This is a genomic window from Enterococcus sp. C50 (genome assembly GCF_040887505.1).
GTDB lineage: Bacteria > Bacillota > Bacilli > Lactobacillales > Enterococcaceae > Enterococcus_B > Enterococcus_B thailandicus.
Map to the genome: position 1 here is coordinate 356,139 of NZ_JBFOFW010000002.1, position 23,786 is coordinate 379,924.

Sequence of the window (23,786 nt, forward strand, 5' to 3'; positions counted from 1 at the left end):
GAAAGTTAAATGTTAGAACGTTATACACGACCTGAGATGGGAAATATCTGGACAGAAACAAATAAATATCAAGCTTGGTTGGAGGTTGAGATTTTAGCAGATGAAGCTTGGGCTGAACTTGGCGATATTCCTAAAGAAGATGTGAAAAAAATCCGGGAAAATGCTTCATTTGATATCAATCGAATTTTAGAGATTGAAAAATCAACACGCCACGATGTTGTAGCTTTCACGCGTGCAGTATCTGAAACACTTGGCGAAGAACGTAAGTGGGTACATTATGGGTTAACAAGTACAGATGTTGTTGATACTGCCTATGGTTATTTAATCAAACAAGCGAATGATATTTTGCGTGAAGACTTAAAACGATTCACAGAAATTATTGGTGAAAAAGCAAAAGAACATAAATATACAGTCATGATGGGGCGGACACACGGTGTTCATGCTGAACCAACGACATTTGGTTTGAAATTAGCTACTTGGTACTCTGAAATGAAACGGAATATTGAACGGTTTGAACATGCAGCTAAAGGTGTAGAAGCTGGAAAAATTTCTGGTGCAGTAGGAACATTTGCGAATATTCCACCATTCATTGAAGAATATGTTTGTGAAAATTTAGGCATTCGACCACAAGAAATCTCAACCCAAGTTTTACCGCGCGATTTACACGCTGAATACTTTGCAACAATGGCATTGATTGCAACGAGTATTGAACGATTTGCAACGGAAATTCGTGGGTTGCAAAAATCAGAAACGCGTGAAGTCGAAGAGTTTTTTGCTAAAGGGCAAAAGGGATCTTCTGCAATGCCACATAAACGCAATCCAATTGGGTCGGAGAACATGTCTGGTTTGGCGAGAGTGATTCGTGGACATATGGTTACTGCGTACGAAAATGTTTCTTTATGGCATGAAAGAGATATTTCTCATTCATCTGCTGAACGAATTATTTTACCTGATACAACGATCCTTTTGGATTATATGTTGAATCGTTTTGGAAATATCGTGAAGAATCTGACGGTCTTCCCAGAAAATATGAAACGTAATATGGATGCCACATTTGGCTTGATTTATAGTCAAAGAGTATTGTTAAAATTAATTGATAAAGGCATGACACGTGAAGAAGCGTATGATTTAGTTCAACCAAAAACTGCGCAAGCGTGGGATGAGCAAACAGCTTTCCGTCCTTTATTGGAAAACGATACTAAAATCACTTCTGTGTTATCAGCAGAAGATATTGAAGATGCATTTGACTATCACTACCATTTAAAAAATGTCGACGCAATTTTTGAACGTGTTGGCTTGGCATAAGTCGATGAAACGCTACAGCAAAAAATGCTGTAGCGTTTTTTTGTGTAAATAAATAAAGAGGTTTGCCACTGATCTGGCAGACCTCTTTTGTTTTTTTCAGTTAGTAGAACATTCGCTGATTACTTACGCAAGTGCTTGCGTATTTGTAAAATGAAGCGAGTGAAGCAGATTGAGTAAATAATCAATGAAATCATAATTGTATTCTTGAGTGTTAAACACAATTTGAATACGATATTGATTTTTGAATACTTTTTGTTCATGAATTTGATTGATTAACAACTCATGATTGGAATTCGTTTGATAGTGTGCAGTTTTTTTCCGGCATTCAGCATGACGTTTCGTTGCACGACGAATTTTTCGGAAAGTATAAAAGCTTGTATCTTTATTGCACAGATAAACATCTTTGATACCCAATAAATCGTTGTATAAGCGAGCACGTTCTTCTGGTGTTAGTTCAGAAAGGAATTGTTGTGCAGTATAAGTTGAATCTTCCATATGCTAGTGCCTCCTTGAATAAACATACATGGTAATCACACATTTACTATACCATTAAGTTTTTCTGATGTAAACGCTTCGGTTAAGGGTGTTTTTACATATTGATTGTCTAAAAGCGAACATTAGATGATTCTAATGCTAATAATGTACAGTAGTTGGTTGATTTACCTAAAAAGTGTTGTTAAAATCAAAAGTGAAAAGACGAACAAAAACAACTGTTTATCAATTAAATGTAAGTTTATAAGGAGAGAGACTTGTGGAGAAAGCGGAATTGTTATACGAAGGAAAAGCAAAAAAAATGTTTGCAACAGAGGACAAACAAGTGATTTGGGTTGAATATCTTGATCAAGCAACTGCATTGAATGGGGTCATGAAAGACCAAATTCAAGGAAAAGGTGAATTAAATAATCAGATCACTAGCCGAATTTTCCAATACTTAACAAAAAAAGGAATTGACAATCATTTCATTGATATTTTGTCAAAAAACGAACAATTAGTAAAAAAAGTCGAAGTGATTCCTTTGGAGGTAGTTGTCAGAAATTTTGCAGCGGGAAGCTTCTCCAAACGATTAGCGGTACCAGAAGGAACCTTGTTACCTGAACCAATCATCGAATTTTATTATAAAGATGATTCGTTAGATGATCCGTTTATCAATGAAGCACACATTGCATTCTTAGAACTTGCAACACCAGCTGAAATTCAAGAAATCAAGTTGATCGCCTTACAAGTCAACGAAGCTTTACAGGAATTATTTGCGGGTATCGGCTTACAGTTGATTGATTTTAAATTAGAGTTTGGTCGTTTAGCAGATGGAAAAATCTTACTTGCTGATGAGATTTCTCCTGATACTTGCCGTTTATGGGATAGTGACTCTCATGAGCATATGGATAAAGATGTGTATCGTCGAAAAATCGGTAATTTGGTTCCAGTTTATCAAGAAGTGTTGGCTCGGTTGAACAATTATTCATTCTAATAATCATTGCTACTTAAAAACTTACTTTTAAAGGAGAAAAACAAATGTATTTTGTAAAAGTTTATGTGACGTATAAAGATTCTGTATTAGATCCACAAGGAGAAGCAGTAAAACATGCAGTGCATCGAATGGGTTATGAAGAGATTACAGAAATTCGTATGGGAAAATACTTTGAAATTCAAGTTGCACCATCACAGGCATCGGTTGAAGAAACGATTGAACAAATTTGTGACAAATTATTAGCGAATGTCAACATGGAAACATATCGTTACGAAATTGAGGAAATGGAGGAAGTTTAGCATGAAGTTTGCAGTGATTGTTTTTCCTGGCTCAAACTGTGATGCAGATATGCTGTGGGCTGTGCAAGAAATTATGGGTGTGGAAGCAGCCTATGTTCGTTACGATGAAGATTCACTTTCTGGATTTGACGGTGTATTACTTCCTGGTGGTTTTTCTTACGGTGATTATCTTCGTTGTGGAGCAATTGCTCGCTTTTCGACAATTATGCAAGAAGTGATTCGTTTTGCTGAAGAAGGCAAACCAGTATTTGGAACATGTAATGGGTTCCAAATTTTAACTGAAGCAGGATTACTCCCTGGTGTTTTACGCAGAAATGAGTCGTTACAATTTATTTGCAAGACAGTTCCGTTAAGAGTTGCAAATAATCAAACGGCGTTTACCTCAGAATATCGTGAGGGTGAAGTGATTCAATTGCCAGTCGCTCATGGTGAAGGAAATTATTTTTGTGACGAAGAAACGTTACGTGAACTAAAGGAAAATAATCAAATCGTTTTTACGTATGAAGAAGAAAATATCAATGGCAGTGTGGAACGTATCGCAGGAATTACGAACCAAGCTGGAAATGTTCTGGGAATGATGCCTCATCCTGAACGTGCGATGGAGCAGTTATTAGGTTCAGAAGACGGAAAACGTTTCTTTCAATCAATGATCAAAAACTTCGGGAAGGTGACTGTTTAGATGAAAACAATGATGGAGCCAACAGCACAAGAAATCAAAGAGCAGAAAATCTACACTGAATGGGGTTTGTCTGATGAAGAATACCGCATGATTGAAGAAGATATATTGGGTAGAATGCCTAATTATACTGAAACAGGTCTGTTTTCTGTTATGTGGAGTGAACATTGTTCTTATAAGAATTCCAAACCTGTTCTACGAAAATTCCCGGTTACTGGACCGAACGTTTTGCAAGGACCTGGTGAAGGAGCTGGGATTGTGGATATCGGTGATGGGCAAGCAGTCGTTTTTAAGGCAGAAAGTCATAATCATCCTTCTGCTGTAGAACCTTATGAAGGTGCAGCAACTGGAGTTGGCGGGATTATTCGTGATATTTTCAGCATGGGTGCACGACCAATTGCGTTGCTTGACTCTTTACGTTTTGGTGAGCTGAATAATTCACGCACAAAATATTTACTTGATGAAGTAGTTGCGGGAATTGGTGGCTATGGTAATTGTATTGGTATCCCAACAGTTGGTGGCGAGATTGCTTTTGATGCTTGTTATGAAGGGAATCCATTAGTCAATGCGATGTGTGTTGGGTTGATTGACCATAAAGATATTCAAAAAGGTCAGGCATCAGGTGTCGGAAATTCTATTATGTATGTCGGAGCTAAAACAGGTCGTGACGGTATCCATGGTGCAACATTTGCTTCAGAGGAGTTTAGTCAAGAAGAAGAACAGCAACGCTCTGCTGTTCAAGTTGGTGATCCTTTCATGGAAAAATTGTTGTTGGAAGCCTGCCTTGAGTTGATTCTGAAACATGCAGAAATTTTAGTAGGTATCCAAGATATGGGTGCTGCGGGATTGGTATCATCCAGTTCAGAAATGGCTTCCAAAGCAGGATCAGGTTTGATTTTAACGCTAGATGATGTGCCCCAACGAGAAACAGGTATGTCTCCTTATGAAATGATGTTATCTGAATCTCAAGAACGTATGTTAATTTGCGTCAAAGCTGGTGCAGAGGAAGAAGTAAAAGCGTTATTCAAAAAATATGATTTAGATGCTGTAACAATTGGAAAGGTAACAGATGATGGCCAATATCGTTTATATCATCATGGAAATGAAGTGGCTAACTTACCAGTTGATGCTTTGGCAGAAGATGCGCCAGTTTACGACAAGCCAAGAAAAGAACCAGCGAGAATGGCGGAGTTTCGAACAATGCCAGCATATGTGCCTGTCATTGGCGACCCAAACGAAACACTCTTATCGTTATTAGCGCAACCAACAATTGCTTCAAAGAAGTCAATTTACGAAACGTACGACTCTCAAGTTCAAACAAATACCGTTGTTCGTCCGGGAAGTGATGCAGCTGTTTTACGAATCCGCGGAACGAAAAAAGCTTTAGCAATGACAACTGATTGTAATGCAAGATACCTTTATTTAAATCCAGAAATCGGTGGTCAGATTGCAGTTGCTGAAGCAGCACGAAATATTGTTGCTAGCGGTGGAAAACCTTTAGCAATTACAGATTGCTTGAACTATGGTTCACCGGATAAGCCTGAAGTTTTTTGGGAACTTTGGCACTCGGCAGATGGAATAGCAGAAGCTTGTCGTACCTTTGAAACACCAGTTATTTCTGGAAACGTGTCACTTTACAATGAAACAGATGGCAAGGCAATCTATCCAACTCCGATGATTGGTATGGTAGGTTTGATTGAATCGCATGAGCAGATTACTACGCAGGAATTTAAGCAAGCAGGAGATCAAATTTATGTTATTGGTCAAACAGGCAATGATTTTAATGGGAGCGAGATTCAAAAGCTTTTGACAGGAACGATTCAAGGTCAGTTAACTAATTTTGATTTAGCAGTTGAAAAGAAAAATCAAGACTTAATGTTAGCTGCTATTCAACAAGGCTTGGTAGCTAGTTCTCATGATTGTTCTGAAGGTGGCCTGGCGGTTGCCATTGCAGAAGCTGCTTTTGCGAATGGATTAGGTGTTAAAGTTCAAGTCGAGTTGACTGTTGCGGAACTTTTCTCGGAAACACAATCACGATTTGTGGTGTCAATCAATTCGGAAAATCAGACAGCTTTTGAACAATTAGCAGGAGAACAGGCTTACCATCTTGGTGAAGTAACAGCTGATTCTCAATTGCGAATGCAAGCAGTTGATGGCGAAATCAATCTAACAACTCAAATGGCTAAAGCAAGCTGGGAGGAAGCTATTCCATGTCTTATGAAGTAAAAAGTTTGAATGAGGAATGTGGGATTTTTGGTGTCTGGGGACATCAGGATGCAGCAAGTGTTACTTATTTTGGCTTGCATAGCCTACAACATCGTGGCCAAGAAGGTGCGGGGATTGTTTCGAATGATGAAGGCAAACTCCATGGGCATCGCGATCTTGGTTTATTATCAGAAGTATTCAAAGATCAACGAAAATTAACTCAATTAACAGGAAATGCAGCAATTGGTCATGTGCGCTACGCGACTGCGGGAAATGGAAGTGTCGATAATATCCAACCATTTTTATTCAAGTTTTATGATGTTTCAGTTGGCTTAGCCCACAATGGTAATTTGACTAATGCTCGCTCTTTGCGAAAAGAATTAGAGCAAGATGGAGCCATTTTTCATTCAAATTCGGATACAGAAATTTTAATGCATTTGATACGTCGAAGTGACGAAGAAACATTTTTAGCAAAATTAAAAGCATCTTTGAACAAAGTAAAAGGCGGTTTTGCGTATTTACTAATGACAGAAGACGCAATGATTGCGGCGCTTGATCCTAATGGGTTCCGTCCATTAGCAATTGGACAGATGAAAAATGGTGCTTATGTCGTTGCCTCTGAAACCTGTGCTTTAGAAGTAGTTGGTGCAGAATTTCTCCGTGATGTGCATCCCGGAGAAGTAGTGATAATCAACGATGAAGGACTAAGAATTGAAACGTACACACAAGATACACAGCTAGCAATCTGTTCAATGGAGTATATCTATTTTGCACGACCAGATTCGAATATCAATGGGGTCAATGTCCATACTGCTCGAAAAAATATGGGTAAAAATCTAGCGGAAGAAGCACCAATCGAGGCAGATATGGTGGTAGGTGTCCCCAATTCTTCTTTGTCAGCTGCCAGTGGGTATGCTGAAGCTAGTGGAATTCCTTATGAAATTGGTTTAGTAAAAAACCAATATATTGCGCGAACCTTCATTCAACCTACACCAGAGTTACGCGAACAAGGTGTGCGTATGAAACTATCAGCTGTTCGAGGAGTAGTAGAAGGTAAAAAAATCGTGATGGTAGACGACTCAATTGTACGTGGTACGACAAGTCGACGAATCGTCCGGCTATTAAAAGAAGCTGGGGCGAAAGAGGTCCATGTTCGAATTGCTTCTCCACCCCTAAAATATCCTTGTTTTTACGGAATCGACATTCAAACGAGGAAAGAATTGATTGCTGCTAATCATAGTATCGAAGAAATTCGGCAATGTATTGGTGCAGATTCTTTAGAATTCCTTAGTGAGGAAGGTTTGATTACTGCCATTGGGTTAAAAGAAGAAGCGCCTTATTCAGGATTATGTATGGCTTATTTTAATGGTGACTATCCAACTCCTTTATATGATTATGAGGAGAAATATCAAGCATCTCTAAAAGAAAAAGTTTCGTTTTTCTAATAATAAAGGAGTGAATCATCGCATGAAAAATGCATATGCAAAAGCTGGCGTGGATGTCGAAGCTGGTTATGAAGTTGTTGAACGAATCAAAAAACATGTCAAAAAAACGGAACGTCTTGGTGTAATGGGCGCGCTAGGCGGTTTTGGTGGTTGTTTTGATCTTTCGTTGTTTGATGTCAAAGAACCTGTTTTAGTTTCGGGAACGGATGGCGTTGGAACAAAATTAGCAGTAGCAATTGAAGCTGGTCAACATGATACGATTGGCATTGATTGTGTCGCAATGTGTGTGAATGATATTTTAGCCCAAGGGGCAGAGCCTCTTTATTTCTTAGATTACTTAGCTACTGGAAAGAACCAACCAGAAAAATTAGAGCAAGTGGTTGCAGGTGTAGCAAATGGTTGCGTTCAAGCAAATATGGCGCTGATTGGCGGAGAAACGGCTGAGATGCCAGGAATGTATCAAGGAGACGACTATGATTTAGCCGGTTTTGCCGTTGGGATTGCTGAAAAATCACAACTGATTACTGGAGCGTTGATTGAACCTGGAGATATTTTATTAGGATTACCTTCAAGTGGGATTCATTCAAATGGGTATTCGTTAGTACGGAAAATTTTCTTTGAAGAACATCAACTCACAACTGCTAGTATTTTGCCGGAATTAAATGAAACATTAGCTGATAGTTTATTAGTTCCAACAAGAATTTATGTTGCAAGTCTTTTACCATTGATCAAAAAAAATCTATTGAAAGGCTGTGCGCACATTACCGGTGGTGGTTTTGTAGAGAACATTCCCCGAATGTTGCCAGCTGGAGTCAGCGCAAATATTCAACTAGGAAGCTGGCCGATTTTACCAATTTTTGATTGTTTACAAAGCTATGGAAAGCTGTCCTCTTCGGAAATGTATGAAATTTTTAATATGGGGATTGGAATGGTCGTTGCTGTTTCACCAGAAAAAGTAGCTGAGGTCACGGCTGCTTTTGCAGAGCAAGGAGAGACTTTTTACCAAATCGGTGAAATTGTCCCAGAAGACACACAGAAAATTATTTTCACTGGAGAAACGGCATGAAGTTAGCCATTTTTGCTTCGGGTAATGGAAGTAACTTTCAAGCTTTGGTAACGAATCTAAGAGAAAAAAAGCTAGCTGTCACGTTTGACTGGTTATTTTGTGACCAGCCAGAGGCGTATGTGCTACAAAGGGCAGAAGAATTGGGCGTTCCTGCTAGTCAGTTTTCGCCAAAAGATTTTGCAAATAAAGTAGCGTATGAACAGGAGATCCTACGGCAGTTGCGTGAACGAAAAATTGATTTGGTTATTTTGGCTGGCTACATGCGAATTGTGGGGCCTACTTTACTGACAGCATTTGAAAATAAAATTGTGAATATTCACCCCTCGTTATTACCGAATTTTCCCGGATTGCACGGGATTCGTGATGCATATGAAGCAGGAGTGGCAACCACGGGTGTGACTGTTCATTTAATTGATGCAGGTGTCGATACAGGCCCAATCATTCGCCAAGAAAAAGTCGAGATTGAGCCAACAGATACCTTGGAAATTCTTGAACAAAAAATCCATGCAGTCGAGCATCGAATTTATCCAGAAATCGTCGAAGAAATGATCAAAAATGGAGGCTATTTAAAATGACAAGAGCGTTGATTAGTGTATCAGACAAAACAGGGATTGTTGACTTTGCAAAAGGCTTGATTGCTAATAATATCGAAATTATCTCAACAGGTGGAACGAAAAAAGCATTAGATCAAGCAGGTGTCAAAACAATTTCTATTGATGAGGTCACTGGTTTTCCAGAAATGATGGATGGCAGAGTGAAAACCTTGCATCCGAAGATTCACGGTGGACTTTTAGGGCGCCGAGATGTCGTTGAACATATGGAAGACATGGCGCGCGGTGAAATCTTGCCAATTGATTTTGTTTGTGTGAATCTTTACCCATTTAAGGAAACCATTTTAAAACCAGAAGTAACTGAACAAGAGGCAATTGAAAATATTGATATTGGTGGCCCAAGTATGTTGCGAAGTGGTGCTAAAAATCACGAATTTGTCACAGTAATCGTTGATCCGGCAGATTATTCATTGGTACTCCAAGAATTAGAAGCCCACGGGGAAACTCAGTTAGCCACTCGAAAACGTCTAGCAGCGAAAGTCTTTCGCCATACGGCTGCTTACGATGCGTTAATTGCTCAATATTTGACAGAGATGGTGGATGAAAAAGAACCAGAAAAATTAACGTTGACGTATGAGCGAAAACAAGATTTGCGTTACGGCGAAAATAGTCATCAAGAAGCAGCTTTTTATCAATCTGCTTTACCGGAAGAATATTCGATTGCTGCAGCAAAACAAGTACATGGCAAGGAACTCTCATTCAACAATATTCGTGATGCAGATGCAGCGCTAAGAATTGCCCGAGAGTATGATGAACCAACAGTTGTTGCGTTGAAACATATGAATCCGTGTGGCATTGGAACGGCACCAACGATTTTTGAAGCTTGGAATTACGCGTTTGAAGCAGACCCAGTCTCGATTTTTGGCGGAATTATTGTTTTGAATCGTGAGGTGGATGTAGCTACTGCGGAAAAAATGCATGAACTATTTTTAGAAATCATTATTGCCCCGGGATTCACTGATGCTGCACTAGAAGTTTTGAAGAAAAAGAAAAATCTGCGTATTTTAACAATCAGTTTTGAACAAAGAACAGCCAGCATAGTTGATGAAACAGTTTCTGTTTTAGGTGGTTTATTAGTTCAAAATCAAGATTTAGCAATGGAACATGAAGAAGACTGGACTGTAGTGACAGCAAAGAAACCCACAATGGAACAAATGGAGGCATTAGCATTTGCTTGGAAAGCGGTGAAGCATGTTAAATCCAATGCTATCGTTGTTGCAAATGAACACCAAACTGTGGGGATAGGTGCAGGACAAATGAATCGTGTGGGTTCTGTCAAGATAGCGATTGAACAAGCAGGTGAAAAACTAGAAGGTGCAGTATTGGCTAGTGATGCGTTTTTCCCAATGGATGATTCTGTTGAATATGCTGCAACACATGGGATTAAGGCCATCATTCAGCCGGGTGGAAGTATCAAAGATCAGGCTTCAATTGATATGGCTAATCATTATGACATTGCGATGGTCTTTACTAATGTACGTCATTTTAGACATTAAAATTTAGTGGAAAAGGAGTAACTCATGAAAATTTTGATTATAGGTGCAGGCGGTCGCGAGCATGCGATTGGGAAAAAAATGGCGGATAGTCCGTTAGTTGAAACAGTCTACTGCGCCCCGGGAAATCCTGGAATGAAAAAGGATGGGATACAACCAGTCACAATTGCAGAAACAGATCATGATGCGCTCATCTCATTTGCAAAAGAAAAGCACATTTCTTGGACATTTGTTGGGCCAGAAGTTCCTTTGTTAAATGGAATTGTCGATGACTTTATGACGGCAGATTTGAAAATTTTTGGACCAACAAAACGTGCAGCGTTGATTGAGGGATCTAAAAGTTTTGCTAAACAACTAATGAAAGAGTGCCAGATTCCGACAGCTGAATCCCGAACGTTTAATGATTATGAGCTGGCTATAGCTTATATCAAAGAAAAAGGCGCACCGATTGTTGTAAAAGCAGATGGTTTAGCTGCTGGTAAAGGTGTCGTTGTCGCGATGACGATGGAAGAAGCTGTACAAGCCGCAAAGGACATGTTGAAGAGTCATCGATTTGGTGAAAGCGGGAGTCAAATTGTGGTTGAAGAGTTTCTGGAAGGGGAAGAGTTCTCGCTTTTAGCGTTTGTTCGTGGCACAGAAGTTTATCCAATGGTAATTTCACAAGACCATAAACGAGCGTATGACTTAGACAAAGGACCAAATACTGGGGGAATGGGTGCTTATTCGCCAGTCCCACAAATTTCGGAAGAGATGATTAATGAAGCTATTGAAACGATTTTGAAACCAGCGGCGCAGGGCATGGTTGAACAAGGTCGTTCTTTCACGGGTATCTTGTACGCTGGTTTGATTGCAACCGTTGATGGACCGAAAGTGATTGAATTCAATGCTCGATTTGGTGATCCAGAAACACAAGTTGTTTTACCAAGACTAGTGAATGATTTTGCTCAAGTGATTGATGATCTACTGGAAAATCGTTCAATCGAATTAGAATGGTCGCAAGGTGATTTTCATGTGGGTGTTGTTGTCGCTGCTGAAGGTTACCCGGCAACGTATGAAACAGAGATGGTGTTGCCAGATTTTTCTGATGAACCGCATGTTCAGGTATATTATGCAGGTGTGGCAGAAAAAGAAGGACGTTTAGTTGGAAAAGGTGGAAGAATCTATTTAGTCGAAGCCAAAGCTGAAACGTTAGAGCAAGCACAAAAATTTATTTATGAAGCACTTCGAAGAAAAGAAACGACCAAAACATTTTATCGGCATGACATTGGAAACAAGGCATTAAAATTAGTCAAAGAGAAATCATCGGCTAAAAGATAAAAATATTTTTGATTTGATAAAGCCTTTTCATAAAAGTTGTGCTACACTTTTATTGTGTAAAAAAGGAGGAATTTTTTATGAAACAGGTTCAATTTGGAACAGTAAATCACGCAGTTTCAGCAGTAATTCTTGGTTGTATGCGTATCAATAGTGCGAAAGATCCAGTTAAGGCAATCGAGACTGCTTATGATAATGGAATCAATTTCTTTGATCATGCAGATATCTATGGAAATGGTGAATGTGAATCGATTTTTGCAGACGCATTGGCAAAAACTTCGTTGAAGCGTGAAGATTTATTTATCCAAACAAAATGTGGAATCGTTCCAGGAGTTATGTTTGATTTTTCAAAAGAACATATTATTGCCTCTGTCGAAGGCAGTTTACAACGCTTAAAAATGGATTATGTAGATGCTTTGTTGTTACATCGACCAGATACATTAGTCGAACCTGATGAAGTCGCTGCAGCTTTTGATGAATTAGAAAAAGCGGGTAAAGTTCGCTATTTTGGTGTAAGTAATCAAAAACCAATGCAAATCGAGCTATTGAAAAAATCAGTACGTCAACCTTTAGTAGCTAACCAATTACAGTTTGGTTTAAAGCATTCAGAAATGGTTGATCAAGGAATTCATGTGAACATGACGGACGCTGCAAGTATCGATCATGATGGCAGTGTACTAGATTATTCAAGGTTGCATGATATGACAATTCAAGCATGGTCTCCTTATCAATATGGTTTTTTTGAAGGTGTCTTTATCGGTAATGAAAAATTCCCAGAATTAAATCAAAAATTAAACGAAATGGCTGAAAAATACAACACAACACCAACTGGTTTAGCTTCAGCCTGGATCTTGCGTCATCCAGCAAACATGCAAGTGATTGCTGGGACGATGAATCTTAGCCGAATTGAAGAAATTGCAAAAGCTTCTGAAATTATGTTAACAAGAGAAGATTGGTATGATCTATACATGGCTGCAGGAAATATTTTGCCATAGAACTTGGTGTGTAGTATTGGTTATCCGATAACTAAAAAAACAGGACTTGCTATTTTTTGTAGCAAGTCCTGTTTTTGTTTTTTTACCTTTTTTCCGAACATTACCCTGTTTAAAGGAATAGATTATTGAAAAAAGTCTAAGAAAACGCATTATTCGTAAAATGTTCATGGTTTTCGCTTGATTTTTTTATTTAGTTGAGTTAAATTACATAGGGCGCTAAAAAACGCCTGAATAAAACGAAGAATGTTCGTGTTTTACTGAACTGAACATTAGGAGGACAATTTGATGAAAGTATTTGATTACGAAGATATCCAACTAATTCCGAATAAATGTATCGTAAATAGCCGATCAGAGTGTGACACAACAGTGACTTTAGGTAAGCACTCATTTAAAATGCCAGTAGTACCTGCAAACATGCAAACAATTATTGATGAGTCAATTGCAGAATTTTTAGCAAAAAACGGCTATTTTTATATTATGCACCGTTTTGATGAAGAAGCGCGTATCCCATTTATAAAAAAAATGAAACAAGAAGGATATATCTCATCAATTAGTGTCGGTGTAAAAGAAAACGAATATGCTTTCGTTGAAGAATTAGCACAAAAAAATCTAGTACCAGATTACATCACAATTGACATTGCTCACGGGCATTCCAATTCAGTAATTAACATGATTCAACATATAAAAAAACATCTTCCTGAAACATTTGTGATTGCGGGAAATGTTGGGACACCTGAAGCAGTTCGTGAATTAGAAAATGCTGGCGCTGATGCAACAAAGGTTGGCATTGGACCAGGAAAAGTTTGCATCACGAAAATCAAAACAGGTTTTGGAACAGGTGGCTGGCAGTTAGCTGCGTTAAGATGGTGTGCAAAAGCTGCTCGTAAACCAATTATTGCAGATGGCGGGATTCGGACACATGGAGATGTGGCGAAATCAGTTCGTTTTGGTGCAACGATGGTTATGATCGGTTCACTATTTGCTGGACACGAAGAATCTCCGGGCGAAACAAAAGTTGAAAATGGAGTTGTTTATAAAGAGTATTTTGGCTCCGCTTCTGAATTTCAAAAAGGCGAAAAGAAAAACGTTGAAGGTAAGAAAATTTGGATTCAACACAAAGGTTCACTAAAAGATACGTTAGTTGAAATGCAACAAGATTTACAATCTTCAATTTCTTATGCAGGTGGACGTGACTTAGAAGCGATTCGCAAAGTGGATTATGTAATCGTGAAGAATTCTATTTTTAATGGAGATACAATTTAAAATAGAAAAATTTTTCAATCTTAAATAGTAGTAAGTAGAGTGTCAGATGAATTTTTGTCTGATGCTCTTTTTTTTGGATTGAGAAAATAGGTTACGCAAAAATTTGTTATTTTTATTTCTTTTTTTTCGAAAATTCAGCTACAATAGAAGATGGAAAGAAAAGGAGAATGGAAGTTATGAAAAAAGTAAAAGTATTATCTGTTTTTGGTACAAGACCAGAAGCGATTAAGATGGCGCCTTTAGTTAAAGCTCTTGCAAAAGATGAACGCTTTATTGGAAAAGTTGCCGTTACGGCGCAGCATCGGGAAATGCTTGATCAAGTGTTAGAAGTATTTGAAATTACTCCTGATTATGATTTGAATTTGATGAAAGGTGGACAAACTTTAGCAGGAATTACTTCAAGAATTCTTGATGATTTGACACCTGTGTTATTAGAAGAACAACCAGACATCGTTTTAGTTCATGGAGATACAACAACGACTTATGCGAGTGCGACAGCAGCGTTCTATCAACAAATCAAAGTTGGTCACGTGGAAGCGGGTTTGCGAACTTGGAATAAGTGGTCGCCATTCCCTGAAGAAATGAATCGTCAATTGACAGATGTCTTAAGTGATATTTATTTTGCACCAACAAGTCAAAGCAAAGAAAACTTAGAAAAAGAAAATCATCCAACAGACGCTATTTTTGTAACTGGGAATACTGCAATTGATGCAATGGGCTACACTGTTGATGATGAATATCAAAGTGAACATCTACCAGCATCAAAAGAGGATAAAATGGTCTTGGTGACAATGCATCGTCGCGAAAATATCGGTCAACCAATGCGTCAAGTATTCCAAGCAATTGCGCGTGTTGCCAATGAACATCCAGAAGTGAAATTTATTTTTCCGATGCATCGCAATCCAAAAGTACGTGAAGAAGCAATTGGCATTCTGGGGGATTTAGCTAATGTATCATTGATTGAGCCTTTAGACGTTGTCGATTTCCATAATTTTGCAGCACGAAGTTATTTGATTTTGACGGATTCTGGTGGTGTTCAAGAAGAAGCACCATCACTTGGCGTACCGGTACTTGTCTTGCGTGATACCACAGAGCGCCCAGAAGGTGTTGAGGCAGGTACTTTGAAAATGGTTGGAACAGATGAAGAAACTGTCTATGACGAAACAACTCGTTTGCTTGAAAACAAAGAAGCACATCAAGAAATGGCGCATGCCTCCAATCCATATGGGGATGGCCAAGCAAGTCAACGTATTTTAGATGCAATGGCGTATTACTTTAATATAGAAGAAAACCGACCAACTGATTTTGAATAATGGTTATTTTTTCGTAAGTTTTATTCTTTTTTTAGAGATAAAAAGTAAGTGAGGAGATCTCATGTGGCAAAAAATTGATAAGGCACAAGGACCTGCATATCGACAAATGATGGATCAAATCATGCGGAAAATCGAACAAGGCGAATTAAATCCAGGAGAGCGACTTGCTTCGGAACGGAAGTTAGCAGAGGCTTTCGGGGTGAATCGTTCCACCGTGGTTCATGCATTGGAAGAGTTACGTGCGCTTGGAATTTTGACAAGTAAACAAGGTAGTGGACGTTACGTCAATCAAACGGAATGGGGCAAGTTTTCCATTCCGAGAATTGACTGGCGTCAACTGATTGCTCATCGATATGAGCAGTCAATTAATCATTATGAAGAAAAAATCAATCGTGGAAAAAAGCAAACCAGTGCGTTTCTTGATTTGTATTCTAGTGAAATGCCGAATGAGTTATTGCCTGATTTTCAATTTCCCTCTTATTCATTAGCAGATATATTAATGGAAGAAAAGAGAATGAATCGCTATGGCTACTTGCCTTTGAAAGAAAAAATCACGGGATATTTAAAAGAAGAACTTCAATTGACATTTGCTGCGGACCAACTTTTGGTCACGGGTGGCGGTCAGCAAGCTATTTTTTTGATTTTGCAAACCATTTTGTCGTCAGGAGATGCAATCGCGGTAGAATCACCGTCCTTTTTCTATCGTCTTCCTTTGTTTAAAGCAGCGGGGATTCGCCTTTTTGGTGTAGCGATGGATGAAGAAGGAATTGATTTGAAGCAGTTAGAAACATCAATTTTAAAAAATCAGGTAAAAGCTGTCTTAGTCAATCCTAATTTTCAAAATCCTACGGGAAAAGTCATGAGTCAGAAAAGACGCGAAGCGCTTGTGCAATTATGTCGTCGATACCAATTGCCTATTATTGAAGATGATGTTTTTACTGATTTTTCTTTTTCGGAGATGAATGAGGTCCAACCGCTACGGTTACTTGATCCAGATAATGTCTTATATATTGGTTCTTTGTCACGCGTTTTAGGTCGAACGACAAAAATCGGTTGGGTATTAGGTCCTGAAACATTAATCGCTCGCTTAGCAAATGCACAAGAAATGATGGAGTTTTCACTAAGTATCGTTTCACAAATGTTAGCAACGAGTGTTTTTGATGAAGCTTTTCTCTCGAAAATGTCATTAGTGCGGCAACAATTAGTTAAGCGAAGTCAACGATTGATTGATTGGTCGAAGGAGCAAACTTTTTTTGAGTTACATCCAATAAAAGGTGGTTACTATGCTTGGCTGACGTGGGAAGGTAAGCAATTATCAACGGAGATTGCGGATGAATTAATTGCGCAAGGGTTAGGGATTGCTCCAGCGCAATTATTTGGAGAAGAAGTGAACGGGTTGCGATTGAACTTCAGTCGGCTATCAGAAGAAGAGTTACCAAAATTTAGTGAATTAATGAACCAAGCAGCAGAAATGCTAAAAAAATAAAGAAAACTGTAACAGCATAGTGATTTTTCTATGCTGTTTTTTTGTTGATGAATTTTTTTACAGAAGTTCGGTATAACAGCTTCATTAGTTGTTTGTAAAGTTATGCACGATCCTAGAATGCGTCGAGAATAAACTTTTATAAAAGTTGTAACAACAAGGTTTGTAAATAGAAACAGTTCGATGTTTTGCTATTAAAATACGGAGGATTTTTTTAAGTAAAATGTAAACCGCTTTCTTGTTTGTGATTCAATTCACTATCGCTGATGTAGCAAGGATTATTTTTATAAAAAATTATCGTGAATTTATGGGCTTATAACTTGTATTTCTCCATGATACATGATAATTTATGTATGAAGCCGGTTAAATAGTGATACAGATTCTATTACTGTTTCAATCGTAGCTAGAAGAGAATTTCTTATAGACGAGAGAGGAATGTGTGACAAATGGCAAACAAAAAAGCACCAATCGACTTCCAGGCTTTACTTGATGAAGTCAATTCAGATTTTCCAGTTTATCAAGCACTTGATCAAGATGGAAAAGTTGTAAATGAAGATTTGATCCCTGATTTATCAGATGATGAATTAGTTGAGTTAATGACAAAAATGGTTTGGTCACGTGTCTTGGATCAACGTTCAACAGCATTGAACCGTCAAGGACGTCTTGGATTTTTTGCGCCTACAGCAGGCCAAGAAGCAAGCCAACTTGCGAGTGCATTTGCTTTTGACAAAGAAGACGTTTTATTACCTGGTTATCGTGATGTTCCCCAACTTGTTCAACACGGCTTACCATTAACGCAAGCGTTTTTATGGTCTCGTGGACATGTTGCTGGTAATTTATATCCGGAAGAATTGAAAGCTCTACCACCGCAAATTATTATTGGTGCACAGTACGTTCAAGCTGCTGGTGTAGCACTAGGCTTGAAAAAACGTAACAAGAAAAACGTTGTCTTCACTTATACTGGTGATGGCGGTTCTTCACAAGGAGATTTCTACGAAGCAATTAACTTTGCGGGTGCTTACCATGCAAATGCTGTTTTCTATATTCAAAATAACGGTTTTGCAATTTCAACACCTCGTGAAAAACAAACAGCTGCTAAAACATTAGCACAAAAAGCTGTTGCAGCTGGAATTCCTGGTATCCAAGTTGATGGAATGGATCCACTAGCTGTTTATACTGTTTCAAAAATGGCTCGTGATTGGGCAATTAGCGGAAAAGGTCCTGTGTTGATTGAAACATTGACTTATCGTTATGGTCCACATACTTTATCAGGTGATGATCCAACACGTTACCGTTCAAAAGAGATGGATGGCGAGTGGCAAAAGAAAGATCCATTGATTCGTTTCCGTAACTATCTAGTTGAAAAAGGATTATGGTCTGAAGAAAAAGAAGAACAAGTAATTGAACAAACAAAAGAAGAAATTAAAGAAGCAATTGCAGAAGCTGATAAAGTACCAAAACAAAAAGTTTCGGATTTCTTGAAGAATATGTTTGAAGAATCACCACAAACAATTAAAGAACAAATTGCAATCTATGAAGCGAAGGAGTCGAAATAATCATGGCACAAAAAACAATGATTCAAGCAATCACTGATGCTTTAGCACTTGAACTAGAACATGATGAAAATGTCGTCATTTTTGGTGAAGATGTTGGTAAAAACGGAGGGGTTTTCCGTGCAACAGAAGGATTGCAAGAAAAATTTGGTGAAGATCGTGTGTTCGATACACCTTTAGCAGAATCAGGGATTGCAGGTCTTGGGTTTGGTTTAGCTTTAGAAGGATTCCGTCCAGTTCCTGAAATTCAATTCTTTGGCTTTATTTTTGAAGCAATGGATGAAGTTGTTGCGCAAATGGCGCGTACGCGTTATCGCATGGGTGGAACAAGAAACTTACCAATCACGATTCGTTCACCATTTGGTGGTGGTGTGCATACACCAGAATTGCACTCAGATAATTTAGAAGGATTGATTGCACAGTCACCTGGTATTCGTGTGGTGATTCCATCAAATCCTTATGATGCAAAAGGTTTATTAATTTCTTCAATCAGAAGTAATGATCCAGTTGTTTTCCTAGAACACATGAAACTGTATCGTTCTTTCCGTGAGGAAGTGCCAGATGAAGCGTATGAAGTACCTTTGGATAAAGCAGCAGTAACTCGTGAAGGATCAGATGTTTCAATCATTACTTACGGTGCAATGGTTCGTGAAGCAATCAAGGCTGCGGATAAATTAGCGCAAGAAAATATTTCGGTTGAAATTATTGATTTACGAACAGTTGCTCCTCTTGATATTGAAACAATCATTCAATCTGTTGAAAAAACAGGCCGTGTAGTTGTTGTTCAAGAAGCACAAAGACAAGCAGGCGTTGCCGCACAAGTGGTTTCTGAAATTTCAGAACGCGCGATTCTTTCTTTAGAAGCACCAATCGGACGTGTTTCTGCACCTGATACTGTCTTCCCATTTGGACAAGCGGAAAATGCTTGGTTACCAAACGCTTCTGATATTGAAGCAAAAGTCAAAGAAATCGCAGAATTCTAAGAAAAGAAGGGGAAAATTCATGGCTTATCAATTTAAATTACCGGATATCGGTGAAGGGATTGCAGAAGGCGAAATCGTAAAATGGTTCGTTAAAGCAGGCGACACGATCAATGAAGACGATACATTGTTAGAAGTTCAAAACGACAAATCAGTTGAAGAAATTCCATCTCCTATTACAGGAACGGTTAAAAACGTATTAGTTCCAGAAGGCACTGTGGCAAATGTGGGTGATGTTTTAGTAGAAATCGATGCACCTGGTTATGAAGATAGCGAACCAGCTGCTCCCGCTCAAGAACAAACACCTGAATCTCCTGCTGCAACACCAACAGCTGAAGGTTCTAGTGAAGGCGTCTTTGAATTTAAATTACCGGATATCGGTGAAGGAATTGCAGAAGGCGAAATCGTAAAATGGTTTGTTAAAGCAGGCGACACAATCAACGAAGATGATACATTATTAGAAGTCCAAAATGACAAATCAGTTGAAGAAATTCCATCACCTGTTACTGGAACAGTCAAAAACGTATTAGTTCCAGAAGGTACTGTGGCAAATGTGGGTGATGTTTTGGTAGAAATCGATGCACCAGGACATAACACAAGTCAATCTTCAGCACCAAGTACCCAAGCACCAGCTGCGGCAGCTCCTCAAGAAACAAAAGCTGCGCCATCAACAGTTGTTGCTACAGCTGACGAATCAAAACGCATTCTTGCAATGCCTTCTGTTCGTCAATATGCTCGCGAAAAAGATGTAGATATCTCACAAGTAACTGCTACTGGAAAAGGTGGCCGTATCACAAAAGAAGATATCGATCAATTTGCTTCAGGTGGCGCACCTGTTCAAGCGACTGCACCAGAAGCAGCACCAACAGCTGCAAAAGCAACGCCAGAAGCACCGGCTGCTGCACCAAAAGCAGAACCAGCTGCATTCAAGTCTGGTCAAGCAGAGCGTGAAACTCGTGAAGCTTTAACACCAACACGTAAAGCAATTGCTAAAGCGATGGTTAATAGCAAACACACAGCACCACATGTAACTTTACATGATGATGTTGAGGTTTCAAAACTTTGGGATCACCGTAAGAAATTTAAAGATGTTGCTGCTGAAAATGGCACAAAATTAACTTTCTTACCATATGTTGTTAAAGCATTGACAGCAACTGCGAAGAAATTCCCAGTGTTGAATGCGTCAATTGATGACAAAACACAAGAAATTGTGTACAAACATTACTACAATATTGGTATTGCAACTGATACGGACCACGGGTTGTATGTACCAAATATCAAAGATGCAAACATGAAGAGTATGTTTGCGATTGCTGATGAAATCAATGAAAAAGCAGCATTAGCGCACGATGGTAAACTTTCTGCCCAAGATATGCGTGATGGCTCAATTACAATCAGTAATATTGGTTCTGTTGGTGGTGGTTGGTTTACACCAGTTATCAACTACCCTGAAGTTGCTATTTTAGGTGTGGGTACAATTGCACAACAACCAGTCGTGAATAGCGAGGGTGAAATCGTTGTTGGTCGCGTGATGAAATTATCATTAAGCTTTGATCATCGAATCGTTGACGGTGCAACTGCACAGAAAGCAATGAATAACATCAAACGTTTATTAGCAGATCCAGAATTATTATTGATGGAAGGATGAGTGGAAAATGGTAGTAGGAGATTTTGCCATTGAGTTAGATACAGTTGTAATCGGTGCTGGACCTGGCGGCTATGTAGCTGCCATCCGTGCCGCAGAAATGGGACAAAAAGTTGCCATTATTGAACGTGAGTATATCGGTGGAGTTTGTTTGAATGTAGGATGTATTCCTTCTAAAGCTTTGATTTCTGCCGGTCATCATTACCAAGAATCATTAGATTCAACTTTATTTGGTGTAACAAGTAAAGGTGTTGAGTTAGACTTTACTAAAACACAAGATTGGAAAGACAATCAAGTTGTTAAAAGTTTGACAAGTGGTGTTGGAATGTTGCTTAAAAAACATAAAGTAGAAATCATCGAAGGAGAAGCTTTCTTTGTAGATGACCACACATTACGTGTTATTCATCCTGATTCTGCTCAAACGTACTCATTTAACAACGCAATTGTTGCAACTGGTTCTCGTCCAATCGAAATTCCAGGATTTAAATTTGGTGGACGCGTGTTAGATTCAACTGGTGGTTTAAACTTGAAAGAAGTTCCTAAGAAATTTGTGATTATCGGTGGCGGTGTTATCGGTGCTGAATTAGGTGGTGCTTATGCAAACCTTGGATCAGAAGTTACAATTTTAGAAGGCTCACCTTCAATTTTACCAACGTATGAAAAAGACATGGTTAAACTAGTTACTGATGATTTCAAAAAGAAAAATGTTACAGTGGTCACTTCAGCAATGGCGAAAGAAGCAATTGACAATGGTGATAGCGTAACAGTGAAATATGAAGTAGACGGCAAAGAACAATCAGTTGAAGCTGACTTTGTTATGGTTACAGTTGGTCGTCGTCCAAATACGGATGATCTTGGTTTGGAACAAGCTGGTGTTGAAATCGGCGAGCGTGGATTGATCCCCGTTGACAAACAAGGCCGAACAAATGTGGCTAATATTTTTGCAATCGGTGATATTGTTCCTGGTGCGGCGCTTGCTCACAAAGCAAGTTATGAAGCAAAAATTGCTGCTGAAGCTATTTCTGGTAAAAAAGTTGCTGTTGATTACAAAGCAATGCCAGCTGTTGCATTTACTGATCCTGAACTAGCAAGTGTTGGGATGACGATTGCAGAAGCGAAAGAGGCTGGGATTGAAGCAAAATCGTTCAAATTCCCATTTGCAGGTAATGGACGTGCTATTTCATTAGGAAAAACAGAAGGATTCTTGCGTCTAGTAACAACAATTGAAGATCACGTGATTATTGGTGCGCAAATTGGTGGTGTTGGAGCAAGTGACATGGTTTCTGAACTTGCTTTGGCAATTGAATCAGGCATGAATGCTGAGGATATTGCTTTAACAATTCATCCACATCCGTCTCTTGGTGAAATTACAATGGATACAGCTGAATTAGCTTTAGGGCTACCAATTCATATCTAAAAAATCAGTTTATGAATTTTAAGATGTGCGACAGTTGATGTCGTACATCTTTTTTGTTAGCTAGAGAAGGAAATCAGGGAGTTTTGTTATACATAACACTTTTTTTATCGTAGAATGGAGAAAGATTATAGTAAACGGAGCGATTGAAATGTTGAAAGAAGAACGTTGGAATGCGATTGTAGCTTTAGTAGATCAAAAAGGAACGATTAAAGTGAGTGAAATTGTTGAACGTCTATCGGTTTCTGACATGACTGTTCGCCGAGATTTAACAGAGTTGGAAGAAGCAGGACGCCTGAAACGGGTTCATGGCGGCGCGCGAAGTCTAAATATTTATCAACATGCCGAGCTTTCTCATCGTGACAAACAAATTATTAATAGCGAAGAGAAAAAGGAAATTGCGCAAAAGGCTGTGCAACTAATCAAAGAAGATGAAACAATTTTTCTGGGACCTGGGACGACCATTGAGTTATTGGCAGAAATTATGGAATTTGAACGTTTGCGCGTAGTAACTAATTGTTTGCCAGTATTCAAAACATTGAGTAAAAAACAAGGAAATTTAAAAGTGTACTTAGTTGGTGGTGAAATGCGTGAGCTGACAAAATCATTTTTTGGCGAAATTTCCAACAAAGCATTACAAGATATGCATTTTCATAAGGCATTCTTCAGCAGCAATGCAGTGAAGGATGATGAAGTGATGACTGCGACGATTGAAGAAGGACAAACACAAGCAATTGCTCTAGATAATTCAATCGAGCGCTATTTATTGATTGATTCATCCAAGGTCGGGAAGCAAGATTTTTATTCTTATTATCGATTAAAAGATATTACAGCAGTTGTGATGAATAAGGACGATTATGATACTTACCAAAAACTGGAAAAAGAAGTTCAGGTGATCGTTTAGCTTTCTTTATAAAGTTTTTTTATAAAAGAAAAGACCAAGACGCTGGTAAAAAAAGAGACTGGGACAAAACCCCAGTCGTTCTTAACACATTTTACAAATTAAAAAACGCCTAAAATCAACGTTTTCAAAAACGGATTTTAGGCGTTTTTTTCTAGTTAGGTTACTTCTGTTCCGGTCTCGTTTTTCGAATAAATGGTGTTCTCAAACCAAAATTTTGTTATAACTTACGCTTGCTTCAAAAGACGTGGAGCTATTTTTGAAGTATTTGCTAACTATCTAGTCAGAGATGAATAGTTTGAGCTAAATACTTTGCGCCACAACCTTATACACGGTGTCCAAGAAGTAACTCTTTCT

General features: G+C 38.6%; 20 protein-coding genes. 19 read left to right on the top strand and 1 reads right to left on the bottom strand.

All coding sequences use genetic code 11. The features are described from left to right. Positions 1-9: 9 nt before the first annotated feature. Positions 10-1,305: an adenylosuccinate lyase gene (gene purB, locus AB3I20_RS04370; RefSeq protein ID WP_067481167.1), complete on the top strand. Its 1,296-nt coding sequence runs from the start codon at positions 10-12 to the stop codon at positions 1,303-1,305. 123 nt (positions 1,306-1,428) lie between these two features. On the opposite strand, the gene AB3I20_RS04375 is transcribed toward purB, so the two are convergent. Then, the gene (locus tag AB3I20_RS04375) at positions 1,429-1,800 is read right to left on the bottom strand and encodes a hypothetical protein (protein ID WP_067481170.1); all 372 of its coding nucleotides are present in this window, start codon (positions 1,798-1,800) and stop codon (positions 1,429-1,431) included. Between the two features lie 256 nt (positions 1,801-2,056). On the opposite strand from AB3I20_RS04375, the gene purC reads away from it, so the two are divergent. The 18 genes from purC to AB3I20_RS04465 all read left to right on the top strand — a co-directional run bounded on the left by purC (position 2,057) and on the right by AB3I20_RS04465 (position 23,432). Continuing rightward, positions 2,057-2,773, top strand: a complete 717-nt coding sequence (gene purC, locus AB3I20_RS04380) for a phosphoribosylaminoimidazolesuccinocarboxamide synthase (RefSeq protein ID WP_368027013.1) — start codon at positions 2,057-2,059, stop codon at positions 2,771-2,773. A 44-nt stretch (positions 2,774-2,817) separates the two neighbouring features. Continuing rightward, the gene (gene purS / locus AB3I20_RS04385; RefSeq protein WP_067481176.1) at positions 2,818-3,072 is read left to right on the top strand and encodes a phosphoribosylformylglycinamidine synthase subunit PurS; all 255 of its coding nucleotides are present in this window, start codon (positions 2,818-2,820) and stop codon (positions 3,070-3,072) included. Position 3,073: 1 nt separating this feature from the next. Next, positions 3,074-3,751, top strand: a complete 678-nt coding sequence (gene purQ / locus AB3I20_RS04390) for a phosphoribosylformylglycinamidine synthase subunit PurQ (protein WP_067481179.1) — start codon at positions 3,074-3,076, stop codon at positions 3,749-3,751. Beyond that, complete coding sequence (purL, locus tag AB3I20_RS04395; protein WP_270344806.1) at positions 3,752-5,974, top strand: phosphoribosylformylglycinamidine synthase subunit PurL; 2,223 nt, start codon at positions 3,752-3,754, stop codon at positions 5,972-5,974. Beyond that, positions 5,959-7,398, top strand: a complete 1,440-nt coding sequence (gene purF, locus AB3I20_RS04400) for an amidophosphoribosyltransferase (RefSeq protein WP_071869283.1) — start codon at positions 5,959-5,961, stop codon at positions 7,396-7,398. Before purL ends, purF begins: the two co-directional genes overlap by 16 nt. A gap of 22 nt (positions 7,399-7,420) precedes the next feature. Then, on the top strand, positions 7,421-8,464 hold the full coding sequence (gene purM, locus AB3I20_RS04405; protein ID WP_067481188.1) for a phosphoribosylformylglycinamidine cyclo-ligase: 1,044 nt from the start codon (positions 7,421-7,423) through the stop codon (positions 8,462-8,464). Beyond that, complete coding sequence (gene purN / locus AB3I20_RS04410; RefSeq protein WP_067481190.1) at positions 8,461-9,039, top strand: phosphoribosylglycinamide formyltransferase; 579 nt, start codon at positions 8,461-8,463, stop codon at positions 9,037-9,039. Before purM ends, purN begins: the two co-directional genes overlap by 4 nt. Next, positions 9,036-10,571, top strand: coding sequence for a bifunctional phosphoribosylaminoimidazolecarboxamide formyltransferase/IMP cyclohydrolase (gene purH / locus AB3I20_RS04415; RefSeq protein WP_071869281.1), 1,536 nt, complete (start codon positions 9,036-9,038; stop codon positions 10,569-10,571). The genes purN and purH overlap by 4 nt, the downstream gene beginning before the upstream one ends. A 24-nt stretch (positions 10,572-10,595) precedes the next feature. Next, a complete protein-coding gene (gene purD / locus AB3I20_RS04420; RefSeq protein WP_095803715.1) occupies positions 10,596-11,885 on the top strand; it encodes a phosphoribosylamine--glycine ligase in 1,290 nt (429 codons plus the stop codon). A gap of 77 nt (positions 11,886-11,962) precedes the next feature. Then, positions 11,963-12,877, top strand: coding sequence for an aldo/keto reductase family oxidoreductase (locus AB3I20_RS04425; RefSeq protein WP_270346398.1), 915 nt, complete (start codon positions 11,963-11,965; stop codon positions 12,875-12,877). Positions 12,878-13,162: 285 nt separating this feature from the next. Then, positions 13,163-14,140, top strand: coding sequence for a GMP reductase (gene guaC / locus AB3I20_RS04430; RefSeq protein WP_067481199.1), 978 nt, complete (start codon positions 13,163-13,165; stop codon positions 14,138-14,140). A gap of 176 nt (positions 14,141-14,316) precedes the next feature. Then, entirely contained in the window at positions 14,317-15,453 is a 1,137-nt protein-coding gene (wecB, locus tag AB3I20_RS04435; protein ID WP_067481201.1) for a non-hydrolyzing UDP-N-acetylglucosamine 2-epimerase, read from the top strand. Positions 15,454-15,514: 61 nt separating this feature from the next. After that, positions 15,515-16,939 carry a PLP-dependent aminotransferase family protein gene (locus tag AB3I20_RS04440; protein ID WP_067481203.1) on the top strand — a complete coding sequence of 475 codons (1,425 nt, stop codon included), beginning with the start codon at positions 15,515-15,517 and terminating at the stop codon, positions 16,937-16,939. A gap of 443 nt (positions 16,940-17,382) precedes the next feature. Then, positions 17,383-18,492 carry a pyruvate dehydrogenase (acetyl-transferring) E1 component subunit alpha gene (gene pdhA / locus AB3I20_RS04445; RefSeq protein ID WP_067481205.1) on the top strand — a complete coding sequence of 370 codons (1,110 nt, stop codon included), beginning with the start codon at positions 17,383-17,385 and terminating at the stop codon, positions 18,490-18,492. Positions 18,493-18,494: 2 nt separating this feature from the next. Beyond that, on the top strand, positions 18,495-19,472 hold the full coding sequence (locus tag AB3I20_RS04450) for an alpha-ketoacid dehydrogenase subunit beta (protein WP_071869279.1): 978 nt from the start codon (positions 18,495-18,497) through the stop codon (positions 19,470-19,472). Between the two features lie 19 nt (positions 19,473-19,491). Continuing rightward, the gene (locus AB3I20_RS04455) at positions 19,492-21,117 is read left to right on the top strand and encodes a dihydrolipoyllysine-residue acetyltransferase (protein ID WP_071869278.1); all 1,626 of its coding nucleotides are present in this window, start codon (positions 19,492-19,494) and stop codon (positions 21,115-21,117) included. A 7-nt stretch (positions 21,118-21,124) separates the two neighbouring features. Continuing rightward, a complete protein-coding gene (lpdA, locus tag AB3I20_RS04460) occupies positions 21,125-22,531 on the top strand; it encodes a dihydrolipoyl dehydrogenase (RefSeq protein WP_067481212.1) in 1,407 nt (468 codons plus the stop codon). Between the two features lie 148 nt (positions 22,532-22,679). Next, entirely contained in the window at positions 22,680-23,432 is a 753-nt protein-coding gene (locus AB3I20_RS04465) for a DeoR/GlpR family DNA-binding transcription regulator (RefSeq protein WP_067481213.1), read from the top strand. Positions 23,433-23,786 lie beyond the last annotated feature (354 nt).